General features: G+C 71.6%; 13 protein-coding genes. 6 read left to right on the forward strand and 7 right to left on the reverse strand.

Features of this window, described 5'->3' with window-relative positions; genetic code table 11:
- Positions 1 to 9 precede the first annotated feature (9 nt).
- Positions 10 to 2463: a glycoside hydrolase family 3 C-terminal domain-containing protein gene (locus tag AB0I66_RS16550; protein ID WP_363208522.1), complete on the reverse strand. Its 2454-nt coding sequence runs from the start codon at positions 2461 to 2463 to the stop codon at positions 10 to 12.
- Between the two features lie 175 nt (positions 2464 to 2638).
- On the opposite strand from AB0I66_RS16550, the gene AB0I66_RS16555 reads away from it, so the two are divergent.
- Complete coding sequence (locus tag AB0I66_RS16555) at positions 2639 to 3202, forward strand: TetR/AcrR family transcriptional regulator (protein ID WP_363208523.1); 564 nt, start codon at positions 2639 to 2641, stop codon at positions 3200 to 3202.
- On the opposite strand, the gene AB0I66_RS16560 is transcribed toward AB0I66_RS16555, so the two are convergent.
- Together AB0I66_RS16560 and AB0I66_RS16565 are read right to left on the reverse strand one after the other, a co-directional pair.
- Positions 3203 to 3586, reverse strand: a complete 384-nt coding sequence (locus AB0I66_RS16560) for a RidA family protein (protein WP_363208524.1) — start codon at positions 3584 to 3586, stop codon at positions 3203 to 3205.
- A gap of 39 nt (positions 3587 to 3625) precedes the next feature.
- Complete coding sequence (locus AB0I66_RS16565; protein WP_363208525.1) at positions 3626 to 4444, reverse strand: NAD(P)-dependent oxidoreductase; 819 nt, start codon at positions 4442 to 4444, stop codon at positions 3626 to 3628.
- Positions 4445 to 4544: 100 nt separating this feature from the next.
- Between AB0I66_RS16565 and AB0I66_RS16570 the strand changes: the two genes are divergently transcribed.
- Both AB0I66_RS16570 and AB0I66_RS16575 read left to right on the forward strand, forming a co-directional pair.
- Positions 4545 to 5477 carry a LysR family transcriptional regulator gene (locus tag AB0I66_RS16570; protein WP_363208711.1) on the forward strand — a complete coding sequence of 311 codons (933 nt, stop codon included), beginning with the start codon at positions 4545 to 4547 and terminating at the stop codon, positions 5475 to 5477.
- Between the two features lie 122 nt (positions 5478 to 5599).
- The gene (locus tag AB0I66_RS16575) at positions 5600 to 6829 is read left to right on the forward strand and encodes a pyroglutamyl peptidase (RefSeq protein ID WP_363208712.1); all 1230 of its coding nucleotides are present in this window, start codon (positions 5600 to 5602) and stop codon (positions 6827 to 6829) included.
- Here the strand turns inward: AB0I66_RS16575 and AB0I66_RS16580 are convergent.
- Positions 6810 to 7640 (reverse strand): EI24 domain-containing protein, encoded by an 831-nt coding sequence (locus AB0I66_RS16580; RefSeq protein ID WP_363208526.1) that lies wholly within the window; start codon positions 7638 to 7640, stop codon positions 6810 to 6812. The two genes, AB0I66_RS16575 and AB0I66_RS16580, sit on opposite strands and share 20 nt — an antisense overlap.
- A 135-nt stretch (positions 7641 to 7775) precedes the next feature.
- Here AB0I66_RS16580 and AB0I66_RS16585 point away from each other — a divergent pair, with 135 nt between their 5' ends.
- Positions 7776 to 10388 (forward strand): M14 family zinc carboxypeptidase, encoded by a 2613-nt coding sequence (locus AB0I66_RS16585; protein ID WP_363208527.1) that lies wholly within the window; start codon positions 7776 to 7778, stop codon positions 10386 to 10388.
- A gap of 193 nt (positions 10389 to 10581) precedes the next feature.
- The gene (locus AB0I66_RS16590) at positions 10582 to 11736 is read left to right on the forward strand and encodes a serine hydrolase domain-containing protein (RefSeq protein WP_363208528.1); all 1155 of its coding nucleotides are present in this window, start codon (positions 10582 to 10584) and stop codon (positions 11734 to 11736) included.
- Between the two features lie 57 nt (positions 11737 to 11793).
- On the opposite strand, the gene AB0I66_RS16595 is transcribed toward AB0I66_RS16590, so the two are convergent.
- Positions 11794 to 12222, reverse strand: coding sequence for an organic hydroperoxide resistance protein (locus tag AB0I66_RS16595; protein ID WP_351160091.1), 429 nt, complete (start codon positions 12220 to 12222; stop codon positions 11794 to 11796).
- 147 nt (positions 12223 to 12369) lie between these two features.
- Complete coding sequence (locus tag AB0I66_RS16600) at positions 12370 to 13416, reverse strand: NADP-dependent oxidoreductase (protein WP_363208529.1); 1047 nt, start codon at positions 13414 to 13416, stop codon at positions 12370 to 12372.
- Positions 13417 to 13543: 127 nt separating this feature from the next.
- On the opposite strand from AB0I66_RS16600, the gene AB0I66_RS16605 reads away from it, so the two are divergent.
- Positions 13544 to 13996, forward strand: coding sequence for a MarR family transcriptional regulator (locus tag AB0I66_RS16605; protein ID WP_363208530.1), 453 nt, complete (start codon positions 13544 to 13546; stop codon positions 13994 to 13996).
- Positions 13997 to 14011: 15 nt separating this feature from the next.
- On the opposite strand, the gene AB0I66_RS16610 is transcribed toward AB0I66_RS16605, so the two are convergent.
- Positions 14012 to 14716, reverse strand: a complete 705-nt coding sequence (locus AB0I66_RS16610; RefSeq protein ID WP_363208531.1) for a hypothetical protein — start codon at positions 14714 to 14716, stop codon at positions 14012 to 14014.
- Positions 14717 to 14831 lie beyond the last annotated feature (115 nt).

The raw sequence follows: 14831 nt of genomic DNA on the forward strand, positions 1-14831 counted from the left end.
CACCGAGAGTCAGACGGCGATCGTCTCGGTCAGCCTGCGGTCGGCGATGGAGCGGCCCGCCTGGACCTCGTACGAACCGCCTTGCCGCGACCAGGAGTTGGCGGCCTCGTCCCAGATCTCGAAGGCGCGGCGCGGGAGTTCGATCCGCACCTCCACGCTTTCGCCGGGCGCGGCCTCGACCCCGGCGAAGCCCGCGAGCCAGCGGGCCGGGCGGTTGCCGTCGGCCGCGGTCGGGGCGAGGTAGACCTGGACGACCTCGCGGCCCGCGCGCGGACCGGAGTTGCGGAGGCGGACGGTGGCCGTCGTGCCCTCCACGTCGAGGGACTCGTACGTCCAGTCGGTGTAGCCGAGGCCGTGGCCGAAGGCGTAGGCAGGGGTGGCTCCCGACTTCTCCCAGGCGCGGTAGCCGACGAACACGCCCTCGGTGTAGTCGAGTTCGCCGTCGGCCGGGGTGACCCGGGTGACCGGCGCGTCCGCGAAGGAGCCCCACGTGGTGGGCAGCCGCCCGCCCGGTTCCTGGGCGCCGAGCAGCACGTCGGCGAGCGCGGCGCCGCCCTCCTGCCCCGGGAACCAGCCGAGCAGCACCGCCGCCACGTCCTCGCGCCACGGGAGTTCCACCGGGGAGCCGGAGTTGACGACGACGACCGTGCGGGGGTTGGCCGCGGCCACCGCGCGCACCAGGTCGTCCTGGCGGCCCGGGAGCCGCAGGTCCTGCCGGTCGAAGCCCTCGGACTCGACGCGTTCGGTGGTGGCGACGACCACGACCGCGGTGTCCGCGCCGCGCGCCGCCTCGACGGCCTCGGCGATCAGCTCGTCGGGGTCGCGCCGCGGGCCCAGGTGCACGAAGGAGAACACCACGCCGGGCAGCGGGGCCGCGTACTCCTTGTCGAGCGGGTGGAACAGGGAGACCTCGACCGTCTCGCCCTCCGTCAGGGTCACCTTGGCCCGCTCGACCGGTGAGCCGAAGAACGCCTCGAAGGGGTCGGAGGCGGCGCCCATCCCCTCGGTCCCGTCGAAGACGACATCGCCGCCGACCCGGAGCGTGAAGGCGCCCAGGCCGCGTGTGCCGAAGGAGTGCTCGCCGCTCTCGCGGGGCGTGAACGTGCCGACGACCTCGATGGAGGCCATCGCCTCGTGGGTGACGCCGTCGGGCAGGTCGTCGCCGATCCACTGGACCTGGCCGGTGGGCAGGTTGCCCTCGCCGAGGACGTCGCCGTTCGCGTCGCGGCAGACCGCGCGCAGCTCGAACCCCTTGTCTGCGGGAGCGAGTTCGTCGCTCGGGTCGGCCCCGACGGCGTACGTCAGGGCGTCCTCGCCGAGTGCCGCCGTCAGGCCGTCGAGCGGGGAGACGACGCGAGCGGGGAAGACGGTGGCGGAGCCGCCGCCGAGGACACGGGCGTCGCGTGCGGCGGCGCCGATGAGGGCGACGGACGCGGCGGGCCGCAGCGGCAGCGTGTCGTTCTCGTTGCGCACGAGGACGAAGGCGCGGCGGGCGATCTCGCGGGCGAGCGCCTCACCGTCGATCTCGGCGGGCAGGTCGGTGACCACGGGCTCGGCGCCTTCGAGGACGCCGACGCGGGCGGCGAGCCGCAGGACGTTGCGGACGGCTTCGTCGACCGTCGCCTCCTTGACCCGGCCGCCGCGCACCGCTTCGGCGAGCGCGTCGCCGTACACGGTCCGCGGTCCCGGCATGGCGACGTCGAGGCCGCCCTCGATGGCGCCGGTGGTCGAGCGGGCGGCCATCCAGTCGGAGACGTTGTAGCCGTCGAAGCCCCATTCGCCGCGCAGGACCTCGTTGACCAGGTAGCGGTGCTCGGTCATCGTCGAGCCGTTGACCTGGTTGTACGCGGTCATGATGCCCCAGGGGTGGGCGTTGGCGACGATCGCCTCGAAGGGCGCGAGGTACAGCTCGCGCAGGGCGCGCGCGCCGACCTTGTTGTCGACGGTGAAGCGGTCGGTCTCGGCGTCGTTCGCGACGAAGTGCTTGACGGTCGTGCCGACGCCGCCCGACTGCACGCCCTGGACATAGCCGGTGCCGATGACACCGGTCAGGTACGGGTCCTCGCTGTACGCCTCGAAGTGCCGGCCGCCCAGCGGCGAGCGGTGCAGGTTCACTGTGGGCGCGAGGAGGACGTGGACGCCCTTGCGGCGGGCCTCCTGGGCGAGGAGGGTGCCCGCGCGGCGGGCGAGGTCCTGGTCCCAGGTGGCGGCGAGCGCGGTCGGTGACGGCAGGGCGACGGACGGGTCGTCCGCGGTCCAGCGGGTGCCGCGCACGCCGATCGGGCCGTCCGACATCACGAGGGACGTCAGGCCGATCTCGGGCAGCGCGTGCAGCGACCACATGTCACGCCCGCCGAGCAGCCGGGCCTTGGCGTCCAGGTCCAGCGCGGCGAGCGCGGCCTCCACGGCCGCCTCGCGCGCCTGGTCGGCCTGTGTGGTCCCGGGGCCCTGGGTTCCCGCCATGGCGGTACCTCCTCGTCGAAGTCGCCTGAGTCGCTGAAGTCCGTTCCGTACGTTCCCTCCATCCTGCCTCGTCTACCTGTAGGTCGGTAGTTTTCGTAACCTGGACGTTATATTTACGAGAGCATGACGTACGGTCGTCCCGCGAGCAGGAACAAGAGCGTGAAGGGCAGAGACCATGGCGACCAGGGCCAGAGGCGAGGAGCGGCGCGCGGAGATCCTCCGGGCCGCCCTCGAGGTGATCGCCGAGCGGGGCTACCGGGGCGCGAGCCTGGGCGCCGTCGCCGAGCGGGTCGGGCTCACCCAGCAGGGCCTGCTGCACTACTTCCCCACGAAGGACGCCCTGCTCGTCGCCGTCCTGGAGGCACGCGACCAGTGGGACGCGGTGCCGGCGAACGAGATCCGCCTCGACCTGCTCGGCTCGCTCGTCGACTACAACGCGATGCGCCCCGGCATCATCCAGACCTTCTCCGCGCTGCTCGGCGAGAGTGTCACGGACGGGCACCCGGCACGGGAGTACTTCACCGAGCGGTACGGATCGGTGCGGGCGAAGTTCGCCGCGGTCCTGCGCGCGGAGTACGGCGAGCGGCTCCCCGGCGGCCTCGCCCCGGAGGCGGCCGCGCCGCTCCTCGTCGCGGTGATGGACGGACTCCAGTACCAGTGGCTTCTGGACCCCGAATCGGTCGACATGGCGGGGGCGTTCAGGGATTTCCTCGGGCTGCTGGGCGGCGGCGGGGAGTGATCAGGCGGTGCGCACGGCCGCCACGACGTCGATCTCGATGAGCGCCTCCGGCCTGAAGAGCCGGGGCACCTCGACCGTCGTGCTGGTGGGCGGCGTCGCGGTGAGGAACTGGGCGCGTACGGCGGCGTATTGGGGCAGATCGCCGAGGTCCGTCATGAACGTACGGATGTTGATGACGTCGTCGAGTGTCGCGCCGTGTGCCGTCAGCAGGGCGGACAGGGTCTCGAAGATGCCGCGGCTCTGTGCGGCGACATCGTCGCCTCCGGCGATCTGCCCCGAGAGATACAACAGGGCTCCTCCGCCGTCCAGTTCGACGCGGGCGACCTGGGAGTAGGGGCCCAGGGGCTGGGGCGCGGATGCGGGGTTGTCGATGGTGATGTTCATGGGGCGGACTGCTCCTCCTGGGTCGGGACCGGGTCGTGGCTAGTGGGTCTTCCGGGTGCGGATGTGGGCGACCGCCCGCGCGATGTCCTCGTGGACGATCTCCGGGTCGGCGGCGGCAGCCTGGTAGTGGCCGAGGACCGCTTCCATCGCGGGGAGGCCGGTGACCTCGGTCGCGAGCGTCACGTCCTTCACGGCGAGGTCGCTGCCGAAGTGCACGCCGGTGGCGAAGGCGCGGTTCACTGCCCCGCCGAGCGGCCCGCCCGCGAGCGCCCCCTTGGCCGTCTCCTCGTCGAGACCCAGCGCGTCCGCCAGCCTCATCGCCTCGGCCACGAGGGCCACGCCCCCGATGACGGCGGTGTTGACGACGAGCTTCAGGGCGGCTCCGGAGCCGAGCGGGCCCGTACGGGTCACCGGGCCGAAGCGGGCCAGAATGTGCTCGATCCCGTCCGCCTCACCTCCCGCGAGGATGCCGAGCCGCCCTGCCGCCGCCTTGTCCGTGCTGCCCATGACGGGCGCGTCGACGAGGGTCACGCCGTCCGGCACCCGAGCCGCCAACTCCCTTACGACATCGGGCCCGACGGTGGACATCTCCGCCCACTGGGACCCTGCTCGCAGCTCCGGCACAATGGCGTCGGCGACGGCACGCACCGCTTCGGGACCCGCCAGCATGGTGATGACGACATCGGCGTCACGCACCGCGTCCGCGGGGCCGTCGGCGAGCCGTGCCCCCTCCCCCACCAGTGGCTGCGCCTTCCCGGCGGTCCGGTTCCACACCGTCAGCGGGTGCCCTGCCGCGAGGAGTTGGCGCGCCATCGGCGCGCCCATGTGTCCGAGGCCCAGAAACGCGATCTTTTCCATGGCTCCGACGCTAGGGCCGGACCCGTGATGCGACAAGCGAATGTCTAGCATGACTGCCATGCCCGAACCGCATGTCGCGCCCGGACCGCATGCCACGCGGATGGCCCGGGACCCGGCCCCGCCCGACCTCTCCACCGTCTGGCTCCGCGTCTTCCTGGACGTCGCGCGGCACGGCTCCTTCACCGTGGCGGCGCGCGGCCTCGGCTGGACGCAGTCCGCCGTCTCGCGGCAGATCTCCTCGCTGGAGGCGGCGCTCGGCGGCGCCCCGCTCTTCGACCGGCTGCCACGCGGCGTACGCCTGACCGCGCACGGTCGCACGCTCCTGCCGCACGCCGAGGAGACCCTGGCCCGACTGCGCGCCATGCAGCGGGAGTTGGCGTCGCTGCACGACCTGACCGGCGGGACCCTGCGCGTCGGGGCGTTCGCGACGGCCGACGCGGCGCTCGTGCCACGGGCCATCGCCGCGTTCCGTGCCCGGCACCCCGGCGTGACGCTCACCCGCGAGGAGGGGCTCACGCCGGGGCTGCTCGCCCGCCTTGAGGCCGGCGAGCTCGACCTCGCGATCGTCTCCTCGACGGGCGGCGCGCTCAGCGGCGACATGGGCGCGTTCGAACTGCGTCACCTCCTGGACGAGGGCCTGTACGTCGCCCTCCCTCCGGCTCATCCGCTGGCGGGCCACGCGTCGGTACGGCTGTCCCAACTCGCCGGGGAGGAGTGGATATCCGGCAGCGCGGACGTCGGCGGGACCCTCCTCGATGAGGCACACCGGCACGGTTTCCGCCCCCGGGTCGCCCATGTCGTCGCCGAGTGGACCGCCAAGCAGGGCTACGTGGCCGCGGGGCTCGGGGTCACCCTCGTGCCCGCCCTCGCCGCCGAGTCCGTACGCCCCGACATCACTCTGGTCCCGGTGCACGGCGAGGACGTGCCGCCCCGGGCCGTGTACGCGGCGACCGTGCGGGGCCGCGCGGCCCCACCGGCAGTGGAGCCATTCCTGGAGGCGCTGCGCGCGCACCCAGCCGCCGTGGACGGCTAGGGCTCTAGCGAACGCCGCCTTCCTGCCGGAATACTGCGATCACCCCCACCGGCCACGGAAGGACTCCCGTGTCACTCACGCCCACCGTCTCCCCGCGATTCGCCGCGTTCGGTGTCACCCTGCTGCTCTCCCTCGCCGCGGTGCCCGCGTCCGCGGCCACCGCGGCCCCCGCGCCCGCCGCGACCGCCGAGGAACAGCGCCTCGACCGGGCGGCTCCGCAGGAGATCCTGCGCCGCAGCGGATTCGACTCCGTGGCGCCGCGGTTCGCGCGCGCCCTCGACCGCGCCCACTCGTACGCCGAGGCCAAGCGGGTCGTCGTACGGCAGGGAGACGCGCTGTGGCGGCGTGCCGTCGACCGGGCACAGGGGCGGGGCCCCGCGGCGGGTAAGACCGCGGACCTGAGCCGGGACGACGACCGGCCGCTCTACTGGGCCCGGCTCGGGATGACGCGGGAGCTCCGGCAGTGGGAGCCGAGCCGGTTCGGGGTGAGCAAGACCCAGCACGAGCGGCTCATACGGGCGTTGGAGAACGCCTCGCGCGGGCACGACTCCATCCGCTATCCGCAGAAGGACCGCGCGGGCCACCGCCTCAAGCGCATCCTCGTCACCGGCTTCGACCCCTTCACGCTCGACCGTGACGTCCGCATCAGCAATCCGTCGGGCGCCACCGCCCTGGCGCTGGACGGCGCCGTCATCGAGACCGCCGACGGGCCCGCCCGCGTGGAGACCGCCGTCTTCCCCGTCCGCTGGGACGACTTCGCCCAGGGGACGGTCGAGAGCACCCTGCGCGCCCACCTTCCCCGCGTCGACCTCTTCACCACCATCAGCCAGGGGCGGGTGGGACGCTTCGACATCGAGCGGACCAACGGGGCCTGGCGGGGCGGCTTCCCCGACAACGAGAACCTCTCGCGCACCGAGACCGTCCCGGTCACCGACCCGGCCACGCAGCCCCAGTGGACGTCCACGACGCTCCCGTACAAGGAGATCGTGAGCGCGGAGACGGGCCGCTTCCCGGTGCGGGACAACACGTCGGTGACGGAGATCCCGGCGGGCCAGAGCACCCCCGTCGTCCGCCCGGACGGGCCCACCGCCGGTTCGACGGCCCGCGAGGGCGGCGGCGGCAACTACCTGTCGAACGAGATCGCCTACCGGGCGACGCTGCTTCGCGACCGCCTCGGGCTGCACGACCGGCTGCCCGGCGGCCATGTGCACACGCCGGTCCTGCAGTTCGGGGCGGGCAACACGGACCCGGCCACGGGCGCGATCACCGATCCCGAGTTCGTGCGCAACCGGCTCGACATCATCGCGCAGGTGCGCGAGATCCTGACGACGGCTATGAACGCCCGCCGGTAGCGGCCTGCGGTCCGCCGGGGGCGGCGGGGTCGGCCGCGCCCCGGGGATCGTCGTCGTCCGGGGCCCGGCCGTTGTCCTCGCCCATCAGCTCCCGCGCCATGAGCGTCGCGCCCGCGACCGCCCCCGGCATCAGGAACACGGCGACGAACGGCACCAGGAAGGCCACGGCCAGCGGAGTGCCGAAGCCCCACGCCATCAGCCTGCGGCCGCGCAGCATCGCAAGCCGTTCGCGGGCCTCTACGCCCCGGCGCTGCAGCGCCACCGCCGTCAGCTCCTCCACCAGGAAGAAGCCCGTCACGCAGAAGCCGATCACCGGGACGACGGTCTGGCCGACGACCGGGATGAAGCCGAGGGCGAAGAGCAGGATGCCCCAGACCAGGGCGCGGACGACGATACGGAGGCTGTCGCGGGCGGAGATCCACAGCTCGCGCCAGAGCGGCAGGCCCGACTCGGGGGCGAACCCTGAGACGGAGATGTCGACCTTCTCCGAGAGCGACTCGTAGAAGGGCTGGCCCACCAGGAGCGTCACCGCCGTGAAGGTGACGACCGACAGGAGGAGCGCGAGCGCGAAGAGGAGCCCCGTGAGGAAGCCGCGGAACAAGCCGATCCACGGCGAGGACCAGTCGTCGGCGAACGGCGTGGCCCAGGCGACGAAGTCCGTGCCCCACATCGCGAGCGCGACGAGCGCGGCCGCGTAGAGAAGCAGGGTGATCAGGCCGGGCAGCAGGCCGACTCCGTACTGCTTGCCGTGCTGGGCGACCCAGCGCTGGCCCTTCATCAAATAGCCGAAGCCACGTCCCAGATCACGCATGCGGGACAGCCTATCCGCCGGTCACGGCCCCGCGGTCCACGGGACACGTGGGGACGAAGGGAGGTGAAGGCCCTCTTGTTGCACGGTGATTGAACCGGTAGACCACGCGTACCGACTTCTTTCCCGGAGGTACGTATGGGCATATCCCGGCCATCCAGACCCGTTCTGCTCACCACCCTCGCCTCGGCGGGCGCTCTTCTGTTCACCACCCTCGCCCCCGGCGCCGCGACCGCCGACCCCCGTCCGGGCGGCCGCGACATCCTCCGCGAGGGCTCGCCCCTCAGCAGCACGGAACGGGCCGCGAGGAACCCGGAGAGCGCCGCCGACCGGGCTCTGGGAACCGCCGACACCCCCGGTCTCGACTCCGGGCGCGGCGGCAAGGACCGCGGCTATCCCCGCGAGCAGAAGCTCACCGCGCCGCCCGCGAATCCTGACGACAAGTCGATAAAACTGGGCCTTGCCCCTTACCACTCCCTCGCACCGAAGCTGAATGACATCCAGGGCATCGGCGATCGCGTCAGCGTGGAGATCGCGGGCCGTTCGGCGGGCGGGCACCAGCTCTATCTGGTGACCGTCACCTCCCCCGAGTCCGCCAAGGAGACCGCCCGCCAGGAGCGGATGCGCGACCTCATCGAGAACGAGCCCGGGGCCGCCGCCAAGGACCCGGCGGTCAAGTCCTCGTACAAGACGCCGGTCTTCATCAACAACAACATCCACGGCAACGAGTGGGAGGGCACGGACGCCGCCCTCAAGCTCATCGAGAAGCTCGCGAAGGCCAAGGACGGCAAAACGAAAGATCTGCTCGCGCACAACCGGCTGTACTTCAACGTCACGGCCAACCCCGACGGCCGCATCGCGGGCACCCGCGCCAACGCCAACGGCTTCGACCTCAACCGCGACTTCATCACCGCGTCGCAGCCCGAGGCGCGCGCGATGCGGCAGATCGCGATCGACAAGCAGCCCGCGGTCATGATCGACCTGCACGGGTACGTCAACGGCACGCTGATCGAGCCGACGACTCCCCCGCACGGCGAGAACTACGAGTACGACCTCTTCCTGAAGAACACCTACGCCAACGCCCTCGGCATGGAGGCCGCGGTCAACGGCCTCGGCTACACGCCCGAGAAGGACGGCGTCGAGCCGGCGATCATCCCCTTCCGCGACCAGGAAGAGGGCTGGGACGACTGGCCGCCGATCTTCACCCCGCAGTACATGCCGTTCCACGGCACGGTCGCCGCGCACACCATCGAGTTCCCGATGACCGTCAACAACGACGAGTACGACGAACTTCCGGTGCCCGAGCTGCGGCGGCGGTCCGCGATCAACGTGGACATCGCGGGGGCCGCCATGTCGGCGACGCTCAAGTACACGCAGGAGCACCGCACTTCGGTGATCGCCGACCAGATCGAGACGTTCCGGCGGGGCGCCGTGGGTGCGAAGCAGGTGCCGGTGTCGCCCGAGACCGTGCCGGGCGTGCCCGGCATCGGTCCGGAGGACGTCTACACGACCGATTTCCCGCGTGCGTACGTGATTCCGCGGGGCAAGGAGAAGGGTGAACGCGGGCAGCGCTCGGCTGCGGCGGCCTCGCGTCTTGTGGAGCACCTGCTCGACAACGACGTCGAAGTCCGCAGGTCCACGCGGGACTTCAGGCTCGGCGGCACCTCGTACGCCGAGGGCTCTTACGTCATCGACATGCGTCAGCCCAAGCGCGGACTCGCCAACGTGATGCTCGCGGACGGGCGGGACATCAGCGACAAGGTGTCCACCATGTACGACATCTCGGGGTGGAGCCTCGGGCGGCTGTGGGGCGCGACGGTGGACTCGGTGCAGGGCGGCTCGCTGTCCGGTGTGCGGTCGCGCGTGGTGGACTCCGCCTCGCGTGTCGGGCACGTCGCCTCGCGCGGCTCTCTTCGGCTGCGGCTCGACGACGCGCGTGAGGTCGCCGCTCTCAACTGGCTGCTTGCACGCGGGACTTCCGTACGGCGGGCTGATGACGGCAGCGTGATCCTGCCCTCGTCGGCGCGGGGCGCGGCGGTCGCCGCGGCGAAGAAGTATGACGTCGCCTTTGACGCCACCAAGACGAAGGGTGGCGCGGTGGTCCGGCCTACGCGGGTCGCGGCGGCCGTCACTCCCGGGGAGTTGTTCGCGCTGCGGGAGATGAATTTTGACGTGGTGCCGGTCTCGACCGATGTCCTCAACGCCGGCTTCGACTGGAAGAAGTCGGGTGCGGACGCGCTGTTCGTGTCGGCCGGGCTTTCGTACGGGGAGCTGAACGCGGGGGCGAAGGCCGGGCTCGACTCGTTCCTCGCCGGGGGCGGTGGGCTTGTCGGGCGTGGCTCGGAGGGGGCCTCGCTGAACTCGGACGCGAAGCTGCTTTCCGTTGAGGCGGTCTCTGGGAACGGGGACGCGAATGGTGTGGTGCGGGTGGTGAATTCCGGGGGGCCTGTGACCGGGGGTGCGGTGTCGCACTCGTTCGTCTACTCGCCCATGTGGTTCAAGGGGCTCGGGAGTGGGGTGCGGGTCGATCAGGCTTATGGGGACGGGAATCCACTGGTTTCCGGGCATTGGCGTTCCGCGGAGAGGGGTGGCGGTGGTCCCGCTGACGCTGCGGGGCAGCCTTCTGTCGTGAGTGGGGCCGCTGCGGGGTCCCGTGTGGTCCTGTTCGGCACTGAGCCTCTCTTCCGGGACCACCCCAAGGGGGTGTTCCCGCAGGTGGGGCGGGCGCTGCTGAGTGTGAGCCGGGGCTAGGGCGGTCCCTGCGGGGCCTTCCCCAATCCCGCCCCCTGGACCCCCAAAAGATGGCCTCAAGCGCCGGCCGGGCTGAGTGGTTCAGCCCGTCCGGCGTTTGAGGACGAACTCGGCGGAGCCGGTGATGACGGCACGCACAAGGCCCCTGCGCCAGCGGGTTTCTGGGAAGGGGCGGTTAGGGGAATCGAAAAGCATGACCCGCGAGATCAAAGTGCAAGGCACCACCGCCCCGGGATACGAAGCCGTCCGGGACGAGTTCACCGCGACACTGTCCGGAGAAAAGCCCGATCACGCCGCGCAGCTCTCCGCGTACGTACGAGGGGAACAGGTCGTCGACCTCTGGGTCGGGCCCGATACCGACGGTGACACCCTCTTCGGCGTCTACTCCTCCACAAAGGGCGCCGCCTACCTCGTCGTGGCCCTCCTCGTCCAGGACGGCGTCCTGGATCTGGACCGCGAAGTGCCGTACTACTGGCCTGAGTTCGCCGCCGAGAGCAAGGGAGAAGTCACCCTCAGGGAACTTCTCTCGCACCGCGCCGGCATCGTCGGCGCCGACTCCGGCTTCACGCCGGAAGAGGTCGCCGACGACCGCGCCATCGCCGCCCGCCTCGCGGGCCAGCGGCCCTACTGGCGTGCCGGTACCGCCTTCGGCTATCACGCGCTGTCCGCCGGGGCGCTGGCCGGTGAGGTCGTGTTCCGGGCGACCGGGCAGACCTTGCGGGAGGTGTACGAGGAGCGGGTCCGTGCCCCGTTCGGTCTCGACTTTTTCCTCGGGCTTCCGGAAGCCCTCGAACCCCGCTTCCGCTCTGTGCTGCCGGCGATTCCCTCTCCCTCGGAGCGCGCCCTCATCGACGCGCAGCCGCCGCAGCCCGGCACCCTGAACTCCATCGCCTTCAACCGCAACGGTGCTCACCCCACCGACCTGGAGTCGCTCCCCAACTCCCGCCTGGTGCGCGCCAAGGGGCCCGCGTCCGTCGGCGGTGTCGCCTCCGCGCGTGGACTCGCCACGATGTACGCGGCAGCGGTCGGCGGGCTCGACGGGCGGGAGCCGCTCCTGAAGCCGGACACCGTGGCCGAGTTCGGGCAGATCCATTCCAACGGGTTCGACCTGGTGGCGCGGGCCCACAAATCGTACGGGGTGGGGTTCCAGAACGTCGCCGAGGCCTGGCACCCGTTCCTCGGCGCGGGGACCATCGGGCACAGGGGCGTGGGCGGCTCGCAGGCGTTCGCCGATCCGCGCAGCGGGTTGGCCTACGGGTACACGCGGCGCCGCTTCCCCTTCCCCGGCAGCCCGGCCCCGGAGGAGGAGCGGCTCGTGCGGGCGGTCCACACCGCCGCGGTCACGTGAAAAAGGGCCGCGCCCCTGTCCGGGGTGCGGCCCTCCCTCACGTACGCCAAGAAGCGATCAGGCGACCGCGAGCTCCACCTTGATGTTGCCGCGCGTGGCGCTGGAGTACGGGCACACCTGGTGCGCCTTCTCGATCAGGGACTGCGCGGTGGCCGCGTCCACGTTCGGGATGGAGGCGGTGATCGCGACCTCCAGGCCGAAGCCGCCGGCCTCGGTCTGGCCTATGCCGACCTTGGCGGTCACGGTCGAGCCGGAGATGTCGGCGTTCTCCTTGCGGGCGACCACGCCGAGGGCGCCCTGGAAGCAGGCGCTGTAGCCGGCCGCGAAGAGCTGCTCGGGGTTGGTGCCGGCGCCGCTGCCGCCCATCTCCTTCGGCGGGTTGACGACGACGTCGAGCTTGCCGTCATCGGTGGCGACGCGGCCGTCACGGCCGTTCTCGGCGGTGGCGACGGCGGTGTACTTGACGTCGATCTGCTGGATGGACATAAGTGCCGGTTCCTCCTGAGATGTTCCGCGATGCGCGCCCACAGTCGCGACAATGTGGAATTACTTTATCGGATGACGGAAAACGACGGTCGGCGGCCACCTGAAGCGGCCACCGCCCGTCGCCCTCACCTCACCGGCTCACCACTCTCAGGCGAGGGAAACGACCATCTTTCCGGTGTTCTCGCCGCGCAGCATGCCGAGGAAGGCCTCGACGCCGTTCTCCACGCCCTCGACGAACGTCTCGTTGTACTTGAGCTCGCCGGAACGGATCCAGGCGCCGACCTCCTCCACGAACTGCGGCTGGAGGTTCTCGTGGTCCCCGACGAGGATGCCCTGGAGGCGCAGGCGCTTGCCGATGATCATGGCCATGTTGCGCGGTCCTGGCGTCGGCTCGGTGTCGTTGTAGGCCGCGATCATGCCGCAGATGGTGGCGCGGCCGTGCACGTTCATGCGGCTGATGGCCGCTTCGAGGTGCTCGCCGCCGACGTTGTCGAAGTAGACGTCGATGCCGTCGGGGGCCGCCTCCTTCAGCTGCTCCACGACCGGGCGCGGGTCCTTGTAGTTGAACGCGGCGTCGAAGCCGAGCTCCTCGACGAGGTGCTTCACCTTCTCGTCCGAGCCCGCCGAGCCGATGACGCGCGAGGCACCCTTGAGCTTGGCCATCTGGCCGACCTGGGAGCCGACGGCGCCCGCGGCGCCGGAGACGAACACCGCGTCGCCCTCCTTGAAGGAGGCGACCTCGAAGAGGCCCGCGTAGGCCGTCAGGCCCGGCATGCCGAGCACACCGAGGTACGCCGAGAGCGGCGCGGCCTGCGCGTCCACCTTCACGGCGTGCTTGGCCGGGACGGTCGCGTAGTCGCGCCAGCCCGCGAAGTGCAGGACGTGGTCGCCCACGGCCAGGCCGTCGGCGTTCGACGCGACGACCTCGCCGACCGCACCACCCTGCATGGGCTCGTCCAGCTTGAACGGCGGGGTGTACGACTTCACGTCGTTCATCCGGCCCCGCATGTACGGGTCCACGGAGAAGTGCAGGTTGCGCACCACGACCTGGCCGTCGGCCGGGGCGGTCACGGGGACTTCGCGCAGCGCGAAGTCCTCCGGGACCGGCCAGCCGTGCGGGCGGCGCACGAGGTGCCACTCACGGCTGACGTCGGGGAGCTGCGCGGACCCGGGGGCCTCGGGGGTGACGGACATGCGGGCGTCCTCCTCCTGCTCAGGCTGCCGTCGCCGGCAGACTGACATCGTGGAAATACTTCAGGTTGTGAAACAACCATGCTCCTACATATTTCACTATGTCAAGTATCGGGGTAGCCTGGAGCACATGGCCACCAGCAGCTCCCGCACCCCGCGCACGGACCCCCTGACGCTCGAAGTCGTCGAGCTCATCGGCACGGTCGTCGCGCGCTACCACGAGGAGTACGACGCCGCTGCGGGCAAGCACGCCCTCACCGGGGCGCAGGCGCGCGTCCTTGGACTGCTCTCCCTCGAGCCGCTGCCCATGCGTCGCATAGCGAAGAAGCTGAAGTGCGAGCCGTCGAACATCACGGGGATCATCGACCGTCTTGAGGCACGCGGCCTCGTCGAGCGGCGGCCCGACCCGGCCGACCGCCGCGTGAAGCTCGCGGCGCCGACGGACGAGGGCCTTGAGGTCGCCCGCAGCCTGCGCGATTCGCTGGACTTCGCGCGGGAGCCGCTGGCCGAGCTCTCCCGGGAGGAACGGCTTTCGCTGCGGGCACTGCTGCGCAGGATGGTCGGCGAGGACGCCGCGGCCTGACCGGCCTGACCGGCCCTAGGTGCACCACCACAGGAAGCGGTCGCAGGTCTCCGACGGCTCCGGTTCAGGTGTCGGGTCCGGCTGCTGCGAGCTCGGCGGAGGCGTGGTGGGGCGCGGGGTCCCGGGGGTGCCCGGTGCGTCGGGAGAGTCCGGTGCGTCCGGCGCGGCGGTCGTGCCCGGGCTGGTCGCGTCCGGTTCTTGACCGGCCTCCTCCGTCTCCTCGCCCTTGCCGTCCTCGTCGCCCTTGCCGCCCCTGCGGTCCTTGGCCTTCTTGGACTCCTTGCCCGTCGCGGACGCCGACGCCGAGGGTGTCGCCGATGTGGCACCGCCACCCGTGGCCGCCCCGCTGCCCGGGTCCGTCGGCTTCCGGGACGCGGACCGGCTCGCCTCGGCGTCCGGCGCGGAGGCCGCCGCCGGTTCATCCGAGGGCCCCTCGATGCCGAGCTCGGCCAGGCTCAGACCACCGGCCGCGAGCGCGAGCCCGGCGGTGACCAGGAGGATCTTGCGGCGCCTGCGGCGGTGCGCCGCCCTGCGCCCGCGCTCCCGGCGGCGGCTCCTGCCGCGCGGCGCCTCGTCGTCGTACGGGCGCTCGGAACCCGGCGCCTCGTCCTGCGCGGCGACCGCCTCCGCGTACTCACGGCAGGCTTCGGCCGGAGTGCCGCACCCCGGGCAGGCCAGGGCGCCGTTGAGGTGCCTGTGGCACGGGTGGCAGTAGTCCATGAGGCATGGAGGCTAAGTGAGCCACGGGTGACAGAGGAAGCCGCTGCCGTGAAGGTTGTGTGCGGAATCGAATGTTCCAGCGGCGCGGACACCCGATGTACGGCCGATGTACGGC

The organism is Streptomyces sp. NPDC050439, from assembly GCF_040655335.1.
In the GTDB taxonomy this organism is placed as follows: Bacteria; Actinomycetota; Actinomycetes; order Streptomycetales; family Streptomycetaceae; genus Streptomyces.